This window comes from Pseudomonas sp. FW305-3-2-15-C-LB1, from assembly GCF_058787615.1.
In genome coordinates this window covers 1-23,404 of sequence record NZ_JBYSZX010000006.1, presented here as the reverse complement: position 1 = coordinate 23,404, position 23,404 = coordinate 1, and the positions used below count along the sequence as shown (strand labels likewise).

Below are 23,404 nucleotides of genomic sequence, written 5' to 3'. Positions count from 1 at the left end.
CCCGGCCACGCAACGCTATACCGTGCGCGCTCCCGTTGACTGCAGCCCCCCTGGCACAACAAAAACAGCGCTGCGACGGGGCGCCTCAATCACTTCTCGGAGCCTTCATGAACCACAAGACTTGCCTGGCGCTCGCCGTCTCTATCGGCGCTGCGCAGCAGGCGGCTGCGTCGGGTTTTATCGATGACAGCAAAGCCAGCCTCGACCTGCGCAACTTCTACTACAACCAGGACACCCGCAACGCCAAGGCCGCCTCGGACAAGGAATGGGGCCAGGCCTTTATGTTCAACTACCAGTCCGGTTTCACCGAAGGCACGGTCGGCCTGGGTCTGGACCTGCAAGAGTGGTACGGCCTGCGCCTGGACGCCTCCGGCCGGGCCGGCAAGTCCGGTGCCGACAACACCCCCGGCAGCGTCTTCCCGCTGGACGATGGCAAGGCCGCCCATGACTTCAGCAAGACCGGCGTCACCGGCAAACTGCGCATTGCCCAGACCCAACTCAAGGCTGGCAGCCTGACGCCCAGGCTGCCGGTGCTGACCACCGAAGACGGGCGCCTGTTGCCCCAGACTTTCCGCGGCTATCAGGTGGAGTCCAGGGACTTCAAGGACATCAACCTGATCGCGGGCAAGATCGAGCAGGTCGTGGACCGCAATTCCAGCAACGGCCAAGGCCTGTCGATTGCCGGGGCCAATGACCCGGTCAAGGGCAAGTCCAGTCACCAGTTCTACTACGGCGGCGTGGATTACACCGTCAGCAAGCAACTGCAGGTGCAGTACTACTACGCCAGCCTGGAGAACTTCTACCAACAGCACTTCCTGGGCCTGGTGCACAACTGGCAACTGCCGGTGGGGCAGCTCAAGAGCGACCTGCGGTATTTCTACAGCACCGCCGACGGTAAGAACGGCAGTGCGTCGGGCCGGAGCGAAGGTTATGTCGGCTCAGGCTACTACGCGCCCGGCGTCACCACAGGCAAGGTCGACAACCGCTTGTGGAGCGCACTGTTCACCTATGGCTTGAGCGGGCATTCGCTGAGCCTGGGCTACCAGAAAACCACCGGGCAAAGTGACTTCCCGCACATCAACCAGGGGCAGGGCCGTTCGCTTTACCTGATCACCAACTCCCAGTCGCTCAAGTTTGTGAATGCCGGCGAACAGGCCACGGTGGGCAGTTATGCCTATGACTTTGCCAGCCTGGGCGTACCGGGGTTGCGCTCCAGTGTGACTTACATTCACGGCAGCCATATCCGCACCGCCGGCCGCGACAACAGCGAATGGGAGCGCGACCTGCGCCTGGACTACGTGATCCCCACCGGCGCCTTGAAAGGGCTGGGCTTTACCTGGCGCAGTGCGGTATTGCGCGGCAATGACACGGCGGACAAGGACGAGACGCGGCTGATTGTCAGCTACAGCATCCCGTGGCTGTAACGGGCTTGACCGACGTCAAGGCGCGCAAGCCTCCAGGCCGCCACACTGTCGCCTCGACGCCACCTGCGAGGCCACCATGCTTTACCTGCTGTTTCTGCTGGCCCATCTGTTCGCCGCGCTGATCTTCATCGGCACGGTGTTTTTCGAAGTGCTGATCCTGGGCGGTCTGCATCGGCAATTGCCGGCGCGGGTGATGCTGCAGGTCGAGCAAGGCATCGGTGTGCGTGCCCGGGCGCTGATGCCGTGGGTGTTGCTGGTGCTGTTCGGCGCCGGGCTGGGCATGGTCGGCTTGCGTTACCTGCCGGTGTTGGCCGCGCCGTTCGCGTCGTCGTTCGGCACCCTGTTGACCCTCAAGCTGATCCTCGCCGCCAGTGTGCTGCTGCACTTTCTGCTGACGATGCTGCGCATGCGCCGTGGCCGGGTGAGTGCGGCTTACCTGCGGGTTATCCATCTGAGCCTGTTCGGGCATATGGTCGCCATCGTGCTGTTGGCCAAGAGCATGTTTTACCTGACCTGGTAAAGCCCTTGATGCACATCAAGGTACGCCTTGGCGTCGCACCGATGAGGGTTTCACGGTGCACGGTGATTGCAGCCGCATTGGTCTGGGTCTGTTCGGCTGACACTAGCGGGACGTGCCCTCGGCAAACTCGATCTTGTTGACCCGCTGGTGCAGGCGCACGCACAGCGTGCCGAGCAAGGCGAACTTGCTCCGAGGTTAATCCGGTTGCCCTTGGCGCAGCTTGATCTGCGACAAGGGCAAGATGCGCACACCGGCGCACCATCGGCGCAGTGATAAATTCAGGAGCCCTGCCATGCACGTACTGGATCGACGCAAGGCCATGTCGATTACCCCGCTGTTTCGCCTGGCCTTCCGGCCGTTTTTCCTCGGTGCCTGCCTGTTGGCCGCGCTGGCGGTGCCGCTGTGGCTGCTGGCCCTGGGCGGCATGACCGGCAGTTGGCAACCGGCCGGCGGCTGGCTGGCCTGGCATCGGCATGAACTGCTGTTCGGCTTTGGCCTGGCGATCATCGCCGGTTTCTTGCTGACGGCGGTGCAGACCTGGACCGGTCGCCCCGGACTCAGCGGGGCACCGTTGGGCGCACTGGCGGCGCTGTGGCTGGCGGCGCGCGTGGGCTGGTTGCTCGACCTCCCGCTGCCATTGCTGGTGGTGCTGGAACTGAGCTTCCCGCTGGCTGTGGCGGGCGTGATGGGATGGACGCTGTGGCAGGTGCGGCAGACGCGCAATTATCCGATTGTGCTGGTGCTGGTATTGCTGGCGGTGGCCGATGGCTTGTCACTGTATGACCAGGGCCTGCAGCGCCAGGCGGTGTTGACCGGCCTCTGGCTGGTGGCGGCGATGATGGGGCTGATCGGCGGGCGGGTGATCCCGTTTTTCACCCAGCGCGGCCTGGGTCGGGTCGCGGCGGTCAAGCCCTGGCCCTGGTTGGATCACCTGCTGTTGGGCGGTTCGATTCTAGTGGGGCTGTTGTATGCCGGTGGGGTGGCCTTGTTGCCACGGGCCTGGATCGGTGTGCTGTTCGCGCTGCTGGGCGTGGGCCACCTGCTGCGCCTGGCGCGTTGGCATGATCGCGGCCTGTGGCGGGTGCCGCTGCTGTGGTCCCTGCACCTGGCCTATGCCTGGCTGGCGCTGGCGTGCCTGGGCATGGCGCTGTGGCATTTTGGCGTGCCGCTCAACCCGAGCCTGGCGGTGCACGCCTTGACCATCGGCGCCATGGCCGGGTTGATCCTGGCGATGATCGCGCGGGTCAGCCTGGGCCATACCGGCCGGCCATTGCAGCCGCCCTCGGGGATGACCCTGGCCTTTGCGCTGCTGAACCTGGCGTGTGTGTGCCGGGTGCTGCTGGTGCTGGTGTGGCCGGTGGCGGCGTTGTGGCTGGCCGCGCTGTGCTGGTCCGTCGGCCTGGGGCTGTACCTGTGGCGCTACGGGCCGATGCTGTGGCAGGCGCGTGTCGACGGGCATCCGGGTTAGGAGAGATCCATGTATTCAGTGCTATTGATGGTTCATCTGCTGGCGGCCAGCGCGTTCATCGGCACGCTGTTTTTTGAAGTGGTGATCTGGCACAGCGCCCGGGAGGAGTTGGCCTGGTCCGCGCAGTTCACCTGCGACCAGGCGATTGCCCGGCGCTCGCGACGGGTGCTGCATCTGGTGGTCATCGTGCTGTACGGCGCGGGCCTGGGGCTGGCCTGGCACTACTGGGGCGTGCCGTGGAACAGTCGTTTTGCGTGGCTGCTGAGCCTGAAAATCCTGCTGGCCCTGAGCATCATCGGGCACTACCTGTTGCTGGCGTACTGGCTGGGTAAACAGCGCCTGAGCGCCAAGCGTGCACGGTGGATTCGGCGCAGCATCCTCGCGCACATGGTGCTGATCGTGATCATCGCCAAGTCGTTGTGGTAAGTGGCATGCGGCGTCATGCCGCGGCCGATTGTTGATCGCGGTCAAGGGATAACGGTGCGCCAGTTCCCACACTGTGGCGAACTTTCTGGAGGATCGCGCCATGCCCCTGTCCCTTGCGCAATTGCGCCGCAACTACACCCTCTACGGCCTTCGCGACGACTGCCCGCAGGCCGACCCGCTGGAGCTGTTCGGCCAGTGGCTGGATCAGGCCCGCAAGACCGAAGTGCCGCCCGCCGAGGCCAACAGCATGGCCCTGGCCACGGTGGACGGCCAGGGGCATGCCCACTGCCGCATCCTGCTGCTCAAGGGCTTCAGCGCCGACGGGTTTTTCTTTTTTGGTAATTACCAGAGCGCCAAGGGCCATGAACTGGCGGACAACCCCCATGCCGCCATGACGTTCTTCTGGCCGGGCCTGGAGCGCCAGGTGCGTATCGAAGGCCCGGTGGTGAAGGCCGATGCCGAGCTGTCGGACGACTACTTCGATGCCCGCCCGGCCGCCAGCCAGTTGGGCAGCTGGGCCTCGCCCCAGAGCCAGCCCCTGGCCCATCGCAGTGAGTTGGAAGGGCGTCTGCGTGAGGTCACCGAGCGTTTTGCCGGGCGCCAGCCGCCCCGGCCCGAGCACTGGGGCGGCTACTGCCTGCAACCCCGGCGTATCGAGTTCTGGCAAGGCCGGCCGGACCGCTTGCACGATCGTCTCGACTACCGCCTGCATGACGCCGGGTGGCAGCGCACGCGCCTGGCCCCCTGACGGCATACCTCCTTCGAGGAATAGGCCCTGCGCCCGATGCGGTGCAGGCTGGACGCATCTTTTCAACGCCTGGAGCCTGGATCATGGCCCATCTGACCCAATGCAGTTTCGTTTCCCTGAACATCGCGGTGCTGACCATCAGCGACACCCGCACCTACGACACCGACACCTCCGGGGACACGCTGGTGGACCGCCTGCAACGTGCCGGCCACATGCTGATCGACCGGGGCATCGTGATGGATGACATCTACCAGATCCGCGCACGCGTCTCGCAATGGATCGCCGACCCGCAGGTGCAAGTGGTGCTGATGACCGGCGGCACCGGCTTCACCGCGCGCGACAACACGCCCCAGGCGGTGTTGCCGCTGCTGGACAAACAGGTGGATGGCTTTGGCGAGTTGTTCCGCCAGGTATCGCTGGCGGAAATCGGCATGTCGACCCTGCAATCCAGGGCCCTGGCCGGTTTCAGCAACGGCGTGCTGGTGTGCTGCATGCCCGGTTCGCCGGGGGCCTGTCGTACTGCCTGGGACCAGATCCTGGTTGGCCAGTTGGACAGCCGTACCGGCCCGTGCAATTTTGCGCCGCACCTCAAGCCGCAACTCGATCAGAGCCTCGCTGCCTGTGAGGCACGCTCATGAGTACCTGCGACAGCGGCGACCTGCTGCCGGTAGAGGAGGCCATCGAGCAGTTGCTGGCCCAGGCGCCGCCGCCACCGGCCACCGAAATGCTTGCGTTGGCCCAGGCCCTGGGCCGGGTGACCGCCGAAGAGGTGTTCTCGCCCCGCGACCTGCCGGGTTGGGACAACAGCGCCATGGACGGCTACGCCCTGCGCGCGTTTGACGTGCCGGAGCAGGGCGGCTACCTGGAAGTGGTCGGGCGGATCGCCGCCGGGCACAGCACGGATGTGCCGTTGCAGCCCTGGCAAGCCGTGCGCATCTTCACCGGCGCGCCGCTGCCGCCGGGCGCCGATAGCGTGGTGCCGCAGGAACGCTGCCGGGTGTATGGCCAGCGCATCTGGTGCCCGCCGTTGCGCCTGGGCGAACACGTTCGCAAGCGCGGCGAAGAGCTGCAACGCGGGCAACGGGTACTGAGCACCGGCAAACGCCTGCGCGCCCAGGAGCTCGGCCTGCTGGCGGCGGCGGGCATTCCCCGGGTCAAGGTCTACCGGCCACTGCGCGTGTGCCTGCTCAGCAGTGGCGATGAACTGCGCGAGCCGGGCGAGTCGCTGGCGCCGGGGCAGATCTACAACAGCAATCGCTACCTTGTGGCGGCGTTGCTGCGTGGCTGGGGCGTGGAGGTACACGACTACGGCGTGATGGCCGACGCCCTGGCGGCCAGCCGCGATGCGTTGATGCTGGCCTCGTCTGAGTGCGACCTGCTGCTGACCACCGGCGGCGTGTCGGTGGGTGAAGAGGACCATCTCAAACAGGCGATCCAGGCACTGGGCAAGGTCGAGTTCTGGCGCCTGGCGATCCAGCCCGGCAAACCCCTGGCGTTCGGCCAAGTGGCCGGCAAACCCTGGATCGGCCTGCCGGGCAACCCCACCGCCGCGCTGGTCACCACGCTGATCGTGGTGCGCCCGTTCCTGCTGCGCGCCCAAGGTGTGGAGCGGGTGTTGCCGGTGCCTGTCAGCGTGCCGGCGGCCTTCGAGTGGCTCAAACCCAACAAGCGCCGCCAGTACCTGCGTGCGCGCTTGAGCCCCGACAGCGATGGGCAGCTGCGCGCCATCCTGCACCCCCAGCAAAGCTCGGCGATGCTCGCCGCCGCCTGCTGGGCCGATGGCCTGGTGATCGTCGAGCGCGAGCAGCAGGTGCTCAAGGGCGCGGCCGTGCCATTCCTGTCGTTTGCCGATTTTCAATAAGGAGCCACCATGCAACTGGTCTGCCCGGCAGGCAACCTGCCTGCGCTGAAAGCCGCTGTACGCCAAGGCGCCGACGCGGTGTACGTGGGTTTTCGCGATGACACCAATGCCCGGCACTTCGCCGGGCTGAACATGGACGACAAGCAGTTCGACGCTGCTGTCGCCCATATCCGCCAGCACCAGCGCAAGCTCTACGTGGCGGTCAACACCTACCCGCAACCGAAAATCTGGTCGCGCTGGCAACGCGCCGTGGACCGTGCCGCCGACCATGGCGTGGACGCCCTGATCGCCGGCGACCCCGGCGTGCTCGGCTACGCCGCGCAACGTCATCCACAGCTGGCGTTGCACCTGTCGGTGCAGGGCTCGGCCACCCATGCGGCGGCGTTGAAATTCTATGTGGAGCGCTACGGCATCCGGCGCGCCGTGTTGCCTCGGGTGTTGTCGTTGGCCCAGGTCAAGCAGGTGGCGGCCAGCGGCACGGTGCCCATCGAGGTGTTCGGCTTTGGCAGCCTGTGCATCATGGCCGAAGGGCGTTGCCATCTGTCCTCCTACATCACCGGCGAATCCCCCAACCTGTGCGGCGTGTGTTCGCCGGCCAAGGCGGTGCGCTGGAGCGAGGACGCCGATGGCCTCAGCGCACGCCTGAGCGAAGTGCTGATCGACCGCTACACCCCGGACGAACCCGCCGGCTACCCGACCCTGTGCAAGGGCCGCTTCCTGGTGGGCGGCAAGCGCTTCCATGCGCTGGAAGAGCCCACCAGCCTCGACACCCTGGACCTGTTGCCCGAACTCAGTGCCATCGGCGTGGAAGCGGTGAAGATCGAAGGCCGGCAACGCAGCCCGGCCTATGTGGAGCAAGTTACCCGCGTATGGCGCGCCGCCCTCGACGCCCATCGCAGCAGCCCGGCCCATTTCGCGGTCCAGGACCAATGGCGCCAGGTGCTTGCCGGGCTTTCCGAAGGCAGCCAGACCACCCTGGGGGCTTACCATCGTGCATGGCAATGAGGACACACACATGAAACTCAGCCTGGGACCGGTGCTGTTTTATTGGGACAAGGAACAGTTGGGGCGCTTCTACGCCGACATGGCCGCCTTGCCCCTGGACGTGATTTACCTGGGGGAAACCGTGTGCGCCAAACGCCGCGCGCTGAACCTGGATCAATGGCTGGGCCTGGGGCATGAGTTGCAGGCGTGCAGCCCGGCGCAGATCGTGCTGTCGAGCCTCACCCTGATCGAAGCCGCCTCCGAACTCTCCAGCCTGCGCCGCCTGTGCGACAACGGCGAGTTGCTGGTGGAGGCCAACGACATGGGCGCCGTGCAGTTGCTGATCGAGCGCAAAGTGCCCTTTGTCGGTGGCCCGGCGCTCAACCTCTACAACGGCCACGCTCTGGTGCAACTGCTCGACGCAGGCATGCAACGCTGGGTGCCGCCGGTGGAATGCTCCCACGGGCTGATCGCCGATGTGCTGGAGCAGGTCCGCGAACTAGGGCGGCCGCTGCCCGAGGTGGAGATCTTCGCCTACGGCCATTTGCCCCTGGCGTACTCGGCGCGCTGCTTCAGCGCCCGTGCGGAAAACCGGCCCAAGGACGACTGTCAGTTCTGTTGCATCAATTACCCGGATGGCATGGCGTTGACCAGCCAGGAGGGGCAGGCGCTGTTTACCTTGAATGGGATTCAGACGATGTCCGCCGAGGTGACCAACTTGCTGGCGGACTATCCCGGTCTGGTGGCCTGTGGCGCCGACCTGTTGCGCCTGAGCCCACGCGCCGAGGGCATGGCCGAGGTGGTGCGTGCCTTCGACGAGGTGCGCCAGGGAGCCACGCCGCCGTTGGTGGTGAGTGGCTGCAACGGTTACTGGCATGGGCAGGCCGGCATGTTACGGGTCGAGGAGGTGGGGTTGTGTTGAGTCGCAAGCAATGGTTGCTCAAGGGCGCTGACCGGGTATTGCCGCTGGTTCGCCGTGTGCCTTTCGCAGTGCAGCGCCTGGCGTTGCAACAGGGGCTCAACCGCTGCCTGGCCGAGCCGCTGCGCGACGGCGGTTTTGACCTGCTGCGCGGGCGCTGGCTGTGCCTGCGCATTCCGGACCTGGGTTTGTGCTGGTACCTGACATTGACGCGGGACGGGTTGCGGATTGCGCAGAAGGCGCAGGCCCAGGTGACCATCAGCGGCAATTGGCGCGAATTTCTATTGCTGGCCAGTCGGCAGGAAGACCCGGATACGTTGTTCTTCCGGCGGCGCCTGGTGATCGAAGGGGACACGGAGCTGGGGTTGGGTTTGAAGAACCTGATCGACAGCCTCGACCCGGAGGTCTTGCCGCCCTGGTTGTGGCGCAATCTGGAGCGGGCCGGGCGCGGGCTTGCGACCTGACGGCATCTGCGCCCTTGGGGTTGGGGTATGCCTCGTTGGGGGGGGGCTCGGTGGGCATATGTCGGTGGGCATATCCGTTTCTTCGGTAACGGCCGCCTATGGTTCCGCCCTTACGGCGGGTCACTTTTGAAAAGAGCCCAAAAGTAACCAAACCAGGATGAACGCGGCGACCTCACTGTTTTTTTGGGGCTGCTTCGCAGCCCGACGCGGGGCAAGCCCGCTCGCCACGGTAAGTGGGTTACACAGCACAAAAAGCGTATCTGCGATGCGCAGCGAGTCGCTCTTGCTTTTGATCTTCGGCGCCCCGTCAACCCTGTGTCCGGTCCATACAGCGCTCTTCCAAAAGTGACCCGCTGTAAGAGCGGAACCGTCAGCAGCCGTTACCTAAATAAAGGATATGTACTCACACCCCTCAACCTCAGAAAAACTCACCCGACCTGCCTCAAATGCTCCATCGCCCAAACCGCCGCTTCCACCCGCGACCTCAACCCCAGCTTATGCAGCAAATTCTTCACATGCACCTTCACCGTCCCCTCGGTAATCCCCAACTTATGCCCGATCACCTTGTTGCTGTAGCCACTGGCAATCGTCTTCAACACCTGCCGCTCCCGCTCGGTCAATTCCACCGCCGCATGGGGTTGCGGCGAGCGCAACGCCTGGGCCAGGACCCTGGTCAAGCCAGGGCTGATCACCAATGCACCATGCAACGCATCACGGATAAACTCGACCACCAATTCCGGTTCCATGTCCTTGAGCAGGTACCCATTGGCATCCAGGCGCAGCGCATCGCGAATATCGTCTTCAGCGTCGGACACGGTAAACAGCAACACCTTGCCCGCGTAGTCCATGGCCCGCAGGCGGCGCAGGGTTTCCAGGCCGTTCATCTGCGGCATGTTGTTGTCCAGCAGCACCAGGTCCGGTTGCAGGCTGGCGATCCGGTCGAGGGCTTCCTGGCCGTTGCCGGCCTCGCCGACCACGTGCAGGTCATCTTCCAGTTCGAGGATCTGGCGCATGCCGTGGCGCATCATCGGGTGGTCGTCGACCAGCAGGATCCGGTGACGAAGAGGGACGTTCATGAGGTGCTGCCTTGTAGGGTGTGGCCGAGGAATTCCGGCTGGAAACGCAGTTGCACGCGGGTGCCCTGGGGCTCGCGTGGGCTGATCTCAAGCAGGCCGTGCAGGCTGCGGGCGCGTTCGTCCATGATGGTCAGGCCGTGGTGTTCGCGCTGGTCGACGGCGCCGCAGAAGCCCCGGCCATCATCTTCGATGCTCAGGCTCACGGTTTCGCCGACCTGGCGCAGTTGCAGCCAGGCATTCTGTGCATGGGCGTGGCGCAGGCAGTTGGACAGCGCCTCGCGGGTGATCTGCAGCATGTGAATCTGCTCGCTGGCCGACAGCTGGAAGGCCAGGGCGTCCGCGTGCAAGTGCACCTGGAATTCGCCGCGTCGGGAGAATTCTTCGGCGGTGTCCTGCAGCTCCTGCACCAGCCCGGCGTCGTGGATTTGCAGGCGGAAGGTGGTGAGCAATTCGCGCAGTTGGCGGTAGGCGTTGTTCAGGCCATCGCGCAGTTCGCTGGTGACGGAGGCCAGGGTTTCCACCGGCTCGCCACGGCGGATCAGGGTTTGCATGCGGCTCACTTGCAGCTTCATGTAGGACAGCGCCTGGGCCAGGGAGTCGTGCAGTTCGCGGGCGATGATGGTGCGCTCGTCCAGCAGCAACAGGCGGTGGTCCTGCTCGCGCTGGCGCTTGAGCGACAGCGAGGTGCCGATCAGGTTGGCCAGGGCCTGGATCAGTTGTTTTTCCCAGTCCTGGGGCGGGTGGCCATCGAGGAAGTGCGCCTTGAGTTCGCCCAGTTCCGTGCCCTGGTTACTGATACTGAACACCTGCGGTGGTGCGGCCTTGTGTTTCTGGCAGGTGGCGCAGTCGCCGATGGCGCACACGTTGCGGCTGTTCTCGCCGTGCAGGGCCAGCATCTGCTGGGCCGGGGCAAGGAAGTGACCTTGCAGGCACAGCGACAGGCGCAGGCCCGGCAGGCGTTTCTGGAAGCGCCGGATCAGTTCATCCAGGCCCTCGGCGTTGGCCAGGCGCGTGGCCAGGCTGCGGCTGCTCTGGTAGAGCAGTTCGAGGGCGGCGTTGGCTTGTTGCAGGTTGAGGGTCTTGAGCTGTACCTGGGTTTCCAGGGTGCGATGGGAGGCCTCGATGGTCTCGGCCATGGCGTTGAAACTCAGGGCCAGTTGACCCAGTTCATCCTCGGAGCGGTGGTTGACCCGGGTCTTGAAGTCGCCGTCGCGAAAACGCCGGGTGGCGTGCACCAGTTCTTCCAGCGGGTTGACCACGCCGTACTGCAACTCGTACAGACCGAGCAGCAGGATGATCAAGGTGCTGAACAATGCCAGGCCCTGGATGCCTTGCTGCCAGCTCTGCTTCTGTTCGCTCTGTTGCTGCAACAGGCTGACGAACTGGTTCAGTTGCTCGACGAACGCCGGCGCGCGGGCCTGGAACAAGTCGGCATCACCGCGGATTACCGCCGGGCGCAGTTCGGTGTCCCAGCGTTGGCGGATCTGCTGGTAACTCTGCAACAGGGCGCTTTGCGGGCCGTCTTCCAGCGCCGCCTTGAGCGAGGGGCTGTCGAGCCGGCGTTGCAGGCTCTGGCTGACCTCGGCGACCTCATCCGCGCGCGCGCCGGCCGCCAGCTTCCAGCTGAGGTGGTAGGTCTCCATGCGCACCGAGCCTGCGGTGTTGATCGCTGCGGCGTCGCCCTGGCTGAACCAGGCGATCAGCCCGGCGCTGAGGGAGCTGGCCAGGGCCAGGATCGCGATCAGGATCACCGCCAGGCCGGCGCGGGCGGGCAGGGAGCTGCGCAGCCAGTCAAGCATGACGGTGCAGTCGGAGTGGATGGCAGAGCAGCATGGTCGCACCTGGAGCGGGAAAGGGGGGTGTCAATGGCCTTCCCTGGCGCACTACCTCTAAAGAATTGCCGGCAAACCCTCCCACGGACAAAAGCCGGCACAAGAGAACAATCCATTGATAAATAAAGGCTTTCTCTTGTTCTGGTGCCTACCTCCTTGGAGGTAGACGCGGCGAGCATAGCCCCATACCCACCCGGCGGACGTTGACCTGGGTCAAGTTCCACCCAAGTGCCGCCCCTAACCTGCGCCCATGGAATCACTTTCTGGAGCGCATACCGTGACTCAACCCCGTATAAGACAAGGCCTGGTGCTGGGCATGAGCACCCTGGCCTTCACCGTCTGCTTTATGGTGTGGATGATGTTCGCCGTGCTTGGCGTGCCCATCAAGGAGCTGCTGCAACTCAACGAAACCCAGTTCGGCCTGCTGGCCGCTACGCCGGTATTGACCGGCTCCCTGGTACGCCTGCCACTGGGGCTGCTCACCGACCGTTTCGGCGGGCGCATCGTGTTCTTCCTGCTGATGCTCGCCTGCGTGTTGCCGCTGTACCTGATCACCTACGCCACCGCCTACTGGCAGTTCCTGGTGCTGGGCCTGTTTGTCGGCCTGGCCGGCGGCTCGTTTTCGGTGGGCATCGCCTACGTCGCCAAATGGTTCGACAAGCACAACCAGGGCTTCGCCATGGGCGTGTTCGGCGCCGGCAACGCGGGGGCGGCGGTGACCAAGTTTCTCGCGCCGGGCCTGATCGCCCTCGGCACCTGGCACCTGGTGCCCAAGGTGTTCAGCGCGATCCTGTTTATCACCGCGCTGCTTTTCTGGTTCCTCACCAGCGAAAACAAGGCCCACCGCAGCGCCGGCGGCGCTTCCTTGCGCCAGCAGTTGCTGTGCCTCAAAGACCCGGCCGTGTGGCGCTACTGCCAGTACTACTCGATTGTGTTCGGCGGCTATGTGGCGCTGGCGCTGTGGGTGACCAAGTACTACGTGCAGGAATACGGTTTCAGCCTGCAAAGCGCCGCGCTGCTGGCCGCGTGTTTCTCGCTGCCCGGTGGTGTGCTGCGCGCGGTGGGTGGCTGGATGTCCGACCGCTGGGGCGCGCAGAGCGTGACCTGGTGGGTGCTGTGGGTGAGCTGGGTGTGCCTGTTCCTGCTCAGTTACCCGCAGACCCAGTTGCAGGTGATGACCGTCAACGGCCCGCTGGATTTCCACATCGGCCTCACCCCTGCGCTGTTCACCGTGCTGCTGTTCGTGATGGGCATCGCCTTCGCGTTCGGCAAGGCCTCGGTGTTCAAGTACATCGCCAATGACTACCCGCAAAACATGGGCGCGGTGTCCGGCATCGTCGGCCTGGCCGGTGGTCTGGGTGGCTTTGTGCTGCCGATTATGTTCGGCGCCCTGGTGGACCTCACCGGCGTGCGCTCTTCCTGCTTCATGTTGATGTACGGCGTGGTCTGGGTGTCCCTGGCCTGGATGTACCTCAGCGAAATCCGCAAACAACCGCTGCTCGGCAAGCCCGCGCTCCAAGGAGAATGATCATGTCCATTGCGCAAAAGCCCACCTCGGGCCCGGTGATCCATGACTGGCGCCCCGAAGACCCGGCGTTCTGGGGCGCCAGCGGCAAGAAGACCGCCACCCGCAACCTGTGGATCTCGATCCCCGCGCTGTTGCTGGCCTTTGCCGTGTGGATGGTGTGGAGCACGGTGATCGTGCGCCTCAACGCCATCGGCTTCAGCTTCAGCACCGACCAGCTGTTCTGGCTGGCGGCACTGCCGGGCCTCTCTGGCGCGACGTTGCGGGTGTTCTACTCGTTCATGGTGCCGATCTTCGGCGGGCGCCGCTGGACCGCCCTGAGTACCGCGTCGTTGCTGCTGCCGTCGCTGTGGATGGGCTTCGCGGTGCAGGACCCCAACACGCCGTACAGCGTGTTCGTATTGATCGCGTTGCTGTGCGGTTTCGGCGGCGGCAACTTCGCTTCGAGCATGTCCAACATCAGCTTTTTCTACCCCAAGGCGCAGCAGGGCACCGCCCTCGGTTTGAACGCCGGCCTGGGTAACCTGGGCGTGTCGGTGATGCAGTTCTGCGTGCCGCTGGTGATCACCTTCGGGGTGTTCGGCCTGATGGGCGGGCAACCGCAAACCCTGGCCGACGGCAGCCAGCTGTGGTTGCAGAACGCCGGTTTCATCTGGGTGCCGTTCATCCTCACCGTCACCGTGGCCGCGTGGTTCGGCATGAATGATCTGTCCAGCGCCCGTGCGTCGTTCAGCGACCAGGCGGTGATCTTCAAACGCAAGCACAACTGGCTGATGTGCTGGTTGTACCTCGCGACCTTCGGTTCATTCATCGGTTTTTCGGCGGCGTTCCCGCTGCTGATCAAGACCTCGTTTCCCGAGGTGGTGGCGCTGAAATTCGCCTTCCTCGGCCCGCTGGTGGGCGCGCTGGTACGCCCGCTCGGCGGCTGGCTGGCGGACAAACTGGGCGGTGCGCGGGTGACCCTGTGGAACTTCGTGCTGATGATCGCGATGGTGTTCGGCGTGCTGCACTTTCTGCCGCAGAACGGGCAGGGCGGCAGCTTCTACGGCTTTCTCGGCCTGTTCATGCTGCTGTTCATTACCACCGGCATCGGCAACGGCTCCACCTTCCGCATGATCCCGGTGATCTTCCGCACCGTTCACGAGAAGGCCAGTGCCGGCAGACCCGCTGCGGTGCGTGAACAGGCCCTGAAGGACGCCGGCAAGGAATCTGCTGCGGTGCTGGGGTTCAGCTCGGCCATGGGCGCGTTCGGCGCGTTCTTCATCCCCAAATCCTTCGGCAGTTCCATGGCCGCCACTGGCAGCCCGGCCATGGCCTTCTACATGTTTGTCGGTTTCTACCTGAGCTGCATCGTCGTGACCTGGTGGTGGTACGCCCGTAAGGGCTGCGCCACACCCTGCTAGTCCGACCTGAATTCGCGGGGCAACGCACCCCACGGCACGCCTGATGAGGAAAGCACCATGAGTCACTTACTGGATCAACTGCGGTTCTTCAACCGCAAGCAAGACGAGTTCTCCGACGGCCACGGCGAGACCCGCAAGGAGTCCCGCGACTGGGAAAACGTCTACCGTTCGCGCTGGCAGTACGACAAGATCGTGCGCTCCACCCACGGGGTGAACTGCACCGGCTCGTGCTCGTGGAAGATCTACGTGAAGAACGGCCTGATCACCTGGGAAACCCAGCAGACCGACTACCCGCGCACCCGCAACGACCTGCCCAACCACGAACCCCGTGGCTGCCCGCGTGGCGCCAGCTACAGCTGGTACATCTACAGCGCCAACCGGCTCAAGTACCCGAAGATCCGCAAGCCGTTGCTCAAGCTGTGGCGTGAAGCGCGCCTGACCATGGCCCCGGTGGAGGCCTGGGCGAGCATCGTCGAGGACAAGGCCAAGGCCGAGTCGTACAAGAGCAAGCGCGGCATGGGCGGTTTCATTCGCTCCAACTGGGAGGAGGTCAACGAGATCATCGCTGCCTCCAACGTCTACACCATCAAGCAATACGGGCCGGACCGCATCGTCGGCTTCTCGCCGATCCCGGCCATGTCCATGGTCAGCTACGCCGCCGGCTCGCGTTACCTGTCGCTGCTCGGTGGGGTGTGCCTGAGCTTCTACGACTGGTACTGCGACCTGCCACCGGCCTCGCCGATGGTGTGGGGCGAGCAGACCGACGTGCCGGAATCGGCCGACTGGTACAACTCCAACTACATCATTGCCTGGGGTTCCAACGTCCCGCAGACCCGTACGCCGGACGCGCATTTCTTCACCGAGGTGCGCTACAAGGGCACCAAGACCGTGGCCATCACCCCCGACTATTCGGAAGTGGCCAAGCTCACCGACCTGTGGCTCAACCCCAAGCAGGGTACCGACGCGGCGTTGGCCCAGGCCTTCAATCATGTGATCTTCAAGGAGTTCCATCTCGACCACCCGAGTACCTATTTCACCGACTACGCCAAGCGCTTCACCGACCTGCCGGTGCTGGTGATGCTCAAACCCGTGACCGGGTTTGCCCCCGGCGCCGGCTTCCAGCCCGACCGCTTCCTGCGCGCCTCGGACCTCACCGGCAACCTGGGCCAGGACAACAACCCGGAATGGAAAACCATCGCCCTCGATGAGAGCGGTGAGCTGGTGTCGCCACAAGGTTCCATCGGCTACCGCTGGGGCGAGAAGGGCAAGTGGAATATTCTCGCCAAAGAGGGCGGCGAAGGCCGTGCCATCGACCTCAAGCTCAGCCTGATCGGCGCAGACGTGGCCGAAGTCGGCTTCCCGTACTTTGCCGGTGAAGCCCACGAACACTTCCAGCACGTGGCCGGTGACGCGGTGCAGTTCCGCCGCGTGCCGGTGCTCAACGTGACGTTGGCCGATGGCAGCGTGGCCAAGGTCGCCACGGTGTTCGACCTGTCGGCGGCCAACCTGGCCATCGACCGTGGCCTGGGCGGCCGCAACGTGGCCCGGGACTACGACGACGCCAGCGTACCGGGCACCCCGGCCTGGCAGGAAGCGATCACCGGCGTCAGCCGCGAGAAAGCCATCCAGATCGCCCGCGAGTTCGCCGACAACGCCGACAAGACCAAGGGCCGCTCGATGATCATCGTCGGCGCGGCGATGAACCACTGGTACCACATGGACATGAACTACCGCGGGCTGATCAACATGCTCATGCTCTGCGGTTGCGTCGGCCAGACCGGGGGCGGCTGGGCCCACTATGTCGGCCAGGAAAAACTGCGCCCGCAATGCGGCTGGTTGCCCCTGGCGTTCGGCCTGGACTGGAGCCGCCCGCCACGCCAGATGAACGGCACCAGCTTCTTCTACGGCCACAGCTCGCAGTGGCGCCACGAAAAAATGAACATGCACGACGTGTTGTCGCCGATGGCGGACAAGTCGCAGTTCCCCACCCATGCACTGGACTACAACATCCGCGCCGAACGCGCCGGCTGGTTGCCCAGCGCGCCGCAACTGAACACCAACCCGCTGCATATCTGCCGGGACGCGGCCGCCGCCGGCATGGAGCCCAAAGACTACGTCATCAAGGCCTGGCAGGACGGCACCTTGCGCTTTGCCTGCGAGCAACCGGACAGCCCGGTGAACTTCCCGCGCAACATGTTCATCTGGCGTTCCAACCTGCTCGGTTCGTCGGGCAAGGGTCATGAGTACATGCTCAAATACCTGCTCGGCACCAAGAACGGCGTGATGAACGAAGACATCGGCTTTGGCGGCGAAAGCAAGCCCACCGAAGCCGAATGGGTCGACGACGGCGCCATCGGCAAGCTCGACCTGGTGACCACCCTGGACTTCCGCATGTCGTCCACCTGCGTGTACTCCGACATCGTCTTGCCGACCGCCACCTGGTACGAAAAAGACGACATGAACACCTCGGACATGCACCCGTTCATCCACCCGTTGTCGGCAGCCATCGACCCGGCGTGGGAGTCGCGTTCCGACTGGGAAATCTACAAGGGCATTGCCAAGGCGTTCTCGGCCATGGCGGTCGGGCACCTGGGCGTCGAGCAGGACCTGGTGACCGTGCCGCTGATGCACGACAGCGTCGGCGAACTGGCCCAGCCGTTCGGTGGCACCGACTGGAAAAGCGCCGGTGTGGCGCCTGTACCCGGCAAGAACGCGCCGAACATGGCGGTGGTGGAGCGTGACTACCCGAACATCTACAAGAAATTCACCTCCCTTGGGCCCTTGCTGGAAAAACTCGGCAACGGCGGCAAGGGCATCAACTGGAACACCGATGACGAGGTGGCCTTCCTCGGCGAGCTGAACCATCACGAAGGCGACGCGGGCATCAGCCATGGCCGGCCGAAGATCGATACCGCCATCGATGCGGCCGAGGTGATCCTGTCCCTGGCCCCGGAAACCAACGGCCATGTGGCGGTCAAGGCCTGGGCGGCGCTGTCGGCCTTCACCGGCATCGACCACAGCCACCTGGCGCTGCCCAAGGCGCATGAGGCGATCCGCTTCCGCGACATCCAGGCGCAGCCGCGCAAGATCATCTCCAGCCCCACCTGGTCGGGCCTGGAAGACGACCACGTGAGCTACAACGCCGGCTACACCAACGTCCACGAAAACATCCCATGGCGCACCATCACCGGCCGCCAGCAGTTCTACCAGGACCACCCGTGGATGCAGGCGTTCGGCGAACAACTGATGAGCTACCGGCCACCGGTCAACACCCGCACCATCGAAGGGGTGAAGGGCAAGCGCAGCAATGGTGAGACCGAGATCGTGCTGAACTGGATTACCCCGCATCAGAAATGGGGCATCCACAGCACCTACAGCGACAACCTGCTGATGCTCACCCTGAGCCGTGGCGGGCCGATCGTGTGGCTCTCGGAGATCGACGCGAAACGCGCCGGCATCGAGGACAACGACTGGATCGAATGCTTCAACGTCAACGGCGCGCTGACCGCCCGCGCGGTGGTCAGCCAGCGCGTGAAGGAGGGCATGGTTATGATGTACCACGCCCAGGAACGCATCGTGAACGTGCCCGGTTCGGAGACCACCAAGACCCGTGGCGGCCATCACAACTCGGTGACCCGCGTGGTGCTCAAGCCGACCCACATGATCGGTGGCTACGCCCAGCAGGCCTACGGTTTCAACTATTACGGCACGGTCGGTTGCAACCGCGACGAGTTCGTCGTGGTGCGCAAGATGGCCAAGGTCGACTGGCTCGACGGTGCCACCGGCGATGACTTGCCGCGCCCATTGCCGACCGATATCGAGGAGAACTGAGATGAAGATTCGCTCACAGATCGGCATGGTGCTGAACCTGGACAAATGCATCGGCTGCCACACCTGCTCGATCACTTGCAAGAACGTGTGGACCAGCCGCGAAGGCATGGAGTACGCCTGGTTCAACAACGTCGAATCCAAGCCCGGCATCGGCTACCCCAAGGAGTGGGAAAACCAGGACAAATGGAAGGGCGGCTGGGTGCGCAACGCCAACGGCAGCATCAACCCGCGTATCGGCGGCAAGTTCCGCGTGCTGGCGAATATCTTCGCCAACCCGGACCTACCGAGCCTGGACGACTACTACGAGCCGTTCGACTTCGATTACCAGCACCTGCACACCGCGCCGTTGGGCGAGCACCAACCGACCGCGCGGCCGCGCTCGGTGGTCTCGGGCAAGCGCATGCAGAAAATCGAGTGGGGTCCGAACTGGGAGGAAATCCTCGGCACCGAGTTCGCCAAGCGCCGCAAGGACAAGAACTTCGACCAGATCCAGGCCGATATCTACGGCGAGTACGAAAACACCTTCATGATGTACCTGCCGCGCCTGTGCGAGCACTGCCTCAACCCGGCGTGCGCGGCGTCGTGCCCCAGTGGTGCGATCTACAAGCGTGAAGAAGACGGCATCGTGCTGATCGACCAGGAAAAATGCCGCGGCTGGCGTATGTGCATCAGCGGTTGCCCGTACAAGAAAATCTACTTCAACTGGAAGAGCGGCAAGTCCGAGAAATGCATCTTCTGCTACCCGCGCATTGAGGCCGGCATGCCCACCGTGTGTGCGGAAACCTGCGTCGGGCGCATCCGCTACCTCGGCGTTCTGCTCTACGACGCCGACCGCATCAGCGAAGTGGCGAGCACGGCCAGCGAGCACGACCTGTATGAAAAGCAACTGGAGATCTTCCTCGACCCGAATGACCCGGCGGTGATCCGCCAGGCCCTGGCCGATGGCGTGCCGCAGTCGGTGATCGACTCGGCGCAGCGTTCCCCCGTGTACAAAATGGCCGTGGACTGGAAGCTCGCACTGCCGCTGCACCCGGAATACCGCACCTTGCCGATGGTCTGGTACGTGCCGCCGCTGTCGCCGATCCAGAACGCTGCCGCTGCTGGCACCGTGGGCATGAACGGGGTGATTCCGGACGTGGACAGCCTGCGCATTCCGCTGCGCTACCTGGCCAACATGCTCACCGCCGGCGATGAGAAACCGGTCAAGCGTGCCCTCAAACGCCTGCTGGCGATGCGGGCTTTCAAGCGCTCGCAGCAGGTGGACGGCGTGCAGGACCTGCAAGTGCTCGAAGACGTGGGCCTGAGTGTGCCGCAGGTGGAAGAGATGTACCGCTACCTGGCGATTGCCAACTACGAAGACCGCTTTGTGGTGCCGAGCGCGCACCGTGAGGACGCCATGAGCGACGCCTTCGCCGAACGCTCCGGTTGCGGCTTCAGCTTTGGCAGCGGTTGCAGCGGCAGTTCCGACACCAACATGTTCGGTGCCAGGAAAGCCAACCGTCGCGACGTGCTGAAAACCGTCCAGATCTGGGAGGACTGAGCCATGCGCATTCTTAAAGTGATTTCGTTGCTGCTGGACTATCCCACCGAGGCCCTGGTGAATGGCCGCGATGAACTGGAGCAGGCAATTATCGAGTCGCGGGAAATCAGCCCCAAGCAACGCGGCGCGTTGTTCGAGCTGTTGGAGCTGATCTGCGCCAATGACCTGATGGATGGCCAGGAACACTACGGCGCGTTGTTCGGTCGTGGTCGTTCGCTGTCGCTGCTGCTGTTTGAACACGTGCACGGCGAGTCCCGGGATCGTGGCCAGGCGATGGTCGACATGATGGCCCAGTACGAGGCCGCGGGGTTTGCCATCGGCGTCAAGGAGCTGCCGGACTATATCCCGCTGTACCTGGAGTTCCTCTCCACCCGCGAAGACATCGAAGCCCGCGAAGGCCTGGCGGATGTGGCGCACCTGTTGGCGTTGCTTGCGGCGCGCCTGGAAGAGCGTGAGAGCGCCTACGCCAGTTGCATGCGTGCGCTGTTGCAGATCGCCGGCACCGAGCCGCACCAGGCCGTGGCCGAGGTGCGCGCCCAAGTGGCGGCCGAGCCACGCGACGACTCCCTCGAAGCCCTCGACAAGGTCTGGGAAGAGGAGGCCGTGGACTTTATGCAGGCCGAGCAGCAGGACCGTTGCAGCGCGATGCCGAGCGCACCCGGCAAGGCACGGGAAGAAAGCGCCGTGCCGCTGCATTGGGTGGATTTTCAGCAAGCAGCGCCGGCCGCCATGCCGGCCGGGGAGGTGGGTAATGTCTAAGTGGAATTTGCTGGTATTCGGGGTGTACCCCTATGTGGCCCTGGCGGTCTGTCTGCTGGGCAGTTGGGCGCGGTTCGACCTGTCGCAGTACACCTGGAAGGCCGGCTCCAGCCAGATGCTGAACAACCGTGGCATGCGCGTGGCGAGCAACTTTTTCCATATCGGCGTGCTGTTTGTGCTGGCCGGGCATTTTGTCGGCCTGCTCACACCGGCGTCGGTCTATCACCACGTAATCAGCACTGAAAACAAGCAACTGCTGGCGATGGTCTCCGGCGGATTCTTCGGCCTGCTGTGTCTGGTGGGGTTACTGATGCTGGTCAAGCGTCGCTTGAGCGACCCGCGGGTACGCGCCACATCGAGTGCGTCGGACATCCTGGTCCTGCTGGTGCTGCTCGCGCAGTTACTGCTCGGTTTACTGACCATCGTCGCCTCGACCGGGCACATGGACGGCTCGGTGATGGTGATGCTCGCCGACTGGGCGCAGAACGTGGTGTTGCTGCGGCCGGTGCAGGCGGCGGAATCGATTGCGCCGGTGTCGCTGATCTACAAGGCCCACGTGGCATTGGGCTTGACCCTGTTCGTGCTGTTCCCGTTTACCCGCCTGGTGCACATGGTCAGCGCGCCGATCTGGTACCTGGGGCGGCGCTACCAAATCGTGCGGCAGAAGTCGTGAGGAGCGCGTGATGACCCAGCCTGAATTGATTGCCAGCAGTGAACAGGAATGGCCCATCGTCAGCGTCAACGGCGTGTCGATCACGCCCGAGGCGATGGCCCTGGAGTTGCAATACCACCCGGCCGAAAGCCGCGAAGCAGCGGTGTACCTGGCGGCCCGCGCCCTGGTGATTCGCGAGTTGCTGCAACAGCGCATTGCCGAGCTCGGCCTGACGGTGGACATCGCCCCCGGCGAGAACGAAGAGGAAGCGGCCACGCGCTTGCTGCTGGAGCGCGAAATCAGCGTGCCGCAGTGCGACGAAGCGACATGCCGGCATTACTTTGAGAGCAATCGCGGGCGCTTCCACAGCGCGCCGTTGCTGGCGGTGCGGCACATCCTGTTCGAGTGCGCGCCAGACGATGCCGAGGCGCGCCAGATGGCCCATGTGCAGGCGCAAATCCTGTTGCTGAGCCTGGCACAGACCCCCGGCGGTTTCGCCGAGCTGGCGCTGAAGTATTCGGCGTGCCCCTCCAAGGCCCAGGGCGGTTCGCTGGGCCAGATCAGCAAGGGCCAGACCGTGCCTGAACTGGAGCGCCAGCTGTTCACCCTGGCACCGGGCCTGGCCGACAAACCGTTGGAAAGCCGCTATGGCTGGCATGTGATCAGCATCGACCAGCGTATCGAAGGGCAGCCGTTGCCTTATGAAGCGGTGGCCGGGGCGATTCGCACCCAGCTGCAACAAGGCGTGTGGCAGAGGGCATTGGTGCAGTACCTGCAAACCCTGATCGGCGCGGCGGACATTCGTGGCCTTGCGCTGCAGGGCGCCGACTCGCCGCTGGTGCAGTGACATGAGCCTGGTGGATGGGCTCGGCCGTACCATCGATTACCTGCGCTTGTCGGTGACCGACCGGTGTGATTTTCGCTGTGTGTACTGCATGGCGAAGACCATGACCTTCCTGCCGCGCCAGCAGGTGTTGAGCCTGGAGGAACTGGAGCGCCTGGCCCGGCTGTTCGTGGGCCAGGGCGTGCGCAAGATCCGCCTGACCGGCGGTGAGCCGCTGATCCGGCCGGGGATTGTCGGGCTGTGCCGCAACATCGCGGCGCTGCCGGGCTTGCGTGAACTGGTGATGACCAGCAACGGCTCGCAACTGGCGCGATTGGCGCGCCCCCTGGTGGACGCAGGGGTCAAGCGCATGAACATCAGCCTCGACAGCCTGGACCCCGAGCGGTTTCGGGCGATCACCCGCAACGGTGACCTGCGCCAGGTACTGGACGGTATCGAGGCGGCGCGGGATGCGGGGTTCGAGCGGGTCAAGCTCAATTGCGTGGTGATGAAAGGGCGCAATTTCGACGAGGTGCCGGGGTTGGTGCGGTATGCGATCAAGCACGGGATCGATATCAGTTTTATCGAGGAAATGCCCTTGGGGGATGTGGGGCGTTCGCGCGGGGAGACGTTCTGTGCCAGTGATGACGTGCGTGGGGTGATTGCCCGTGAGCATGTGTTGCTCGACAGCACCGAGAGCAGCGGTGGGCCGGCCAGGTATGTGCGGTTGGTGGGGCATCCGCGGACGCGGATCGGGTTTATTTCGCCTAATTCGCAGAGTTTTTGCGGCAGTTGCAATCGGGTGCGGATGACGGTGGAGGGGCGGTTGTTGTTGTGTCTGGGGCAGGAGGATGCGCTGGACCTGCGTGGGTTGCTCAGGCGCTATCCCTTGGAGGATGGGCCGTTGGTTGAGGCGTTGCATCGGGCATTGCGGGGGAAGCCTTTGGGGCATGATTTTACGGGGGCGGGGGAGGTGCAGGTGGTGAGGTTTATGAGCGTGAGTGGGGGGTGATCGTGGGTTGTTTGGTCGTCGTGTACATATCCGTTTCTTCGGTCACGGCGGCTTATGGTTCCGCCGCAATGGGCCATCCATGGCCCAGTGCGGCTAACCCGGCGTCCTGCCGGGTTACCCACGGATTCAAGCCTGCG

The 23,404-nt window shown here is 64.3% G+C and carries 20 protein-coding genes; 18 read left to right on the top strand and 2 right to left on the bottom strand.

Translation table 11 applies throughout. The annotated features are described in order from the left end of the window. Window positions 1-107 precede the first annotated feature (107 nt). The 10 genes from AC3WP7_RS13450 to ubiT all read left to right on the top strand — a co-directional run bounded on the left by AC3WP7_RS13450 (window position 108) and on the right by ubiT (window position 8,814). Window positions 108-1,424, top strand: coding sequence for an OprD family outer membrane porin (locus AC3WP7_RS13450; protein ID WP_102593162.1), 1,317 nt, complete (start codon window positions 108-110; stop codon window positions 1,422-1,424). Window positions 1,425-1,500: 76 nt separating this feature from the next. After that, window positions 1,501-1,944, top strand: a complete 444-nt coding sequence (locus AC3WP7_RS13445) for a CopD family copper resistance protein (RefSeq protein ID WP_092245392.1) — start codon at window positions 1,501-1,503, stop codon at window positions 1,942-1,944. Window positions 1,945-2,236: 292 nt separating this feature from the next. Next, the gene (locus AC3WP7_RS13440) at window positions 2,237-3,412 is read left to right on the top strand and encodes an NnrS family protein (RefSeq protein WP_093530746.1); all 1,176 of its coding nucleotides are present in this window, start codon (window positions 2,237-2,239) and stop codon (window positions 3,410-3,412) included. 9 nt (window positions 3,413-3,421) lie between these two features. Further along, entirely contained in the window at window positions 3,422-3,838 is a 417-nt protein-coding gene (locus AC3WP7_RS13435; protein ID WP_092245398.1) for a hypothetical protein, read from the top strand. A gap of 100 nt (window positions 3,839-3,938) precedes the next feature. Further along, window positions 3,939-4,586 carry a pyridoxamine 5'-phosphate oxidase gene (gene pdxH / locus AC3WP7_RS13430; protein ID WP_102593161.1) on the top strand — a complete coding sequence of 216 codons (648 nt, stop codon included), beginning with the start codon at window positions 3,939-3,941 and terminating at the stop codon, window positions 4,584-4,586. A gap of 83 nt (window positions 4,587-4,669) precedes the next feature. After that, entirely contained in the window at window positions 4,670-5,224 is a 555-nt protein-coding gene (gene moaB / locus AC3WP7_RS13425) for a molybdenum cofactor biosynthesis protein B (RefSeq protein WP_093512647.1), read from the top strand. Beyond that, complete coding sequence (locus tag AC3WP7_RS13420) at window positions 5,221-6,447, top strand: molybdopterin molybdotransferase MoeA (protein ID WP_102593160.1); 1,227 nt, start codon at window positions 5,221-5,223, stop codon at window positions 6,445-6,447. The genes moaB and AC3WP7_RS13420 overlap by 4 nt, the downstream gene beginning before the upstream one ends. Before the next feature lie 9 nt (window positions 6,448-6,456). After that, on the top strand, window positions 6,457-7,452 hold the full coding sequence (gene ubiU, locus AC3WP7_RS13415; protein ID WP_092245410.1) for a ubiquinone anaerobic biosynthesis protein UbiU: 996 nt from the start codon (window positions 6,457-6,459) through the stop codon (window positions 7,450-7,452). Between the two features lie 10 nt (window positions 7,453-7,462). Then, window positions 7,463-8,353 carry a U32 family peptidase gene (locus AC3WP7_RS13410; protein ID WP_102593159.1) on the top strand — a complete coding sequence of 297 codons (891 nt, stop codon included), beginning with the start codon at window positions 7,463-7,465 and terminating at the stop codon, window positions 8,351-8,353. Then, window positions 8,347-8,814 carry a ubiquinone anaerobic biosynthesis accessory factor UbiT gene (ubiT, locus tag AC3WP7_RS13405; protein ID WP_092245416.1) on the top strand — a complete coding sequence of 156 codons (468 nt, stop codon included), beginning with the start codon at window positions 8,347-8,349 and terminating at the stop codon, window positions 8,812-8,814. The genes AC3WP7_RS13410 and ubiT overlap by 7 nt, the downstream gene beginning before the upstream one ends. Before the next feature lie 428 nt (window positions 8,815-9,242). On the opposite strand, the gene narL is transcribed toward ubiT, so the two are convergent. Together narL and AC3WP7_RS13395 are read right to left on the bottom strand one after the other, a co-directional pair. Continuing rightward, a complete protein-coding gene (narL, locus tag AC3WP7_RS13400) occupies window positions 9,243-9,890 on the bottom strand; it encodes a two-component system response regulator NarL (protein ID WP_092245419.1) in 648 nt (215 codons plus the stop codon). Continuing rightward, on the bottom strand, window positions 9,887-11,689 hold the full coding sequence (locus tag AC3WP7_RS13395) for a HAMP domain-containing protein (protein ID WP_093512644.1): 1,803 nt from the start codon (window positions 11,687-11,689) through the stop codon (window positions 9,887-9,889). Before AC3WP7_RS13395 ends, narL begins: the two co-directional genes overlap by 4 nt. A gap of 310 nt (window positions 11,690-11,999) precedes the next feature. Between AC3WP7_RS13395 and AC3WP7_RS13390 the strand changes: the two genes are divergently transcribed. From AC3WP7_RS13390 to moaA, 8 genes are read left to right on the top strand one after another with little or no spacing between them, the layout of a single operon-like run. Next, the gene (locus AC3WP7_RS13390; protein WP_102592872.1) at window positions 12,000-13,250 is read left to right on the top strand and encodes an MFS transporter; all 1,251 of its coding nucleotides are present in this window, start codon (window positions 12,000-12,002) and stop codon (window positions 13,248-13,250) included. A gap of 2 nt (window positions 13,251-13,252) precedes the next feature. Then, the gene (locus AC3WP7_RS13385) at window positions 13,253-14,650 is read left to right on the top strand and encodes a NarK family nitrate/nitrite MFS transporter (protein WP_102592871.1); all 1,398 of its coding nucleotides are present in this window, start codon (window positions 13,253-13,255) and stop codon (window positions 14,648-14,650) included. 57 nt (window positions 14,651-14,707) lie between these two features. Further along, the gene (locus AC3WP7_RS13380; protein WP_093123462.1) at window positions 14,708-18,481 is read left to right on the top strand and encodes a nitrate reductase subunit alpha; all 3,774 of its coding nucleotides are present in this window, start codon (window positions 14,708-14,710) and stop codon (window positions 18,479-18,481) included. A 1-nt stretch (window position 18,482) separates the two neighbouring features. Further along, window positions 18,483-20,021: a nitrate reductase subunit beta gene (gene narH / locus AC3WP7_RS13375; protein ID WP_092245433.1), complete on the top strand. Its 1,539-nt coding sequence runs from the start codon at window positions 18,483-18,485 to the stop codon at window positions 20,019-20,021. Window positions 20,022-20,024: 3 nt separating this feature from the next. Then, on the top strand, window positions 20,025-20,780 hold the full coding sequence (gene narJ / locus AC3WP7_RS13370) for a nitrate reductase molybdenum cofactor assembly chaperone (protein ID WP_092245436.1): 756 nt from the start codon (window positions 20,025-20,027) through the stop codon (window positions 20,778-20,780). Further along, window positions 20,773-21,453 carry a respiratory nitrate reductase subunit gamma gene (gene narI / locus AC3WP7_RS13365; RefSeq protein WP_093123456.1) on the top strand — a complete coding sequence of 227 codons (681 nt, stop codon included), beginning with the start codon at window positions 20,773-20,775 and terminating at the stop codon, window positions 21,451-21,453. The genes narJ and narI overlap by 8 nt, the downstream gene beginning before the upstream one ends. Before the next feature lie 10 nt (window positions 21,454-21,463). Continuing rightward, window positions 21,464-22,279: a peptidylprolyl isomerase gene (locus AC3WP7_RS13360; RefSeq protein WP_092245442.1), complete on the top strand. Its 816-nt coding sequence runs from the start codon at window positions 21,464-21,466 to the stop codon at window positions 22,277-22,279. Between the two features lies 1 nt (window position 22,280). Continuing rightward, window positions 22,281-23,267: a GTP 3',8-cyclase MoaA gene (gene moaA / locus AC3WP7_RS13355; RefSeq protein ID WP_093123450.1), complete on the top strand. Its 987-nt coding sequence runs from the start codon at window positions 22,281-22,283 to the stop codon at window positions 23,265-23,267. Window positions 23,268-23,404 lie beyond the last annotated feature (137 nt).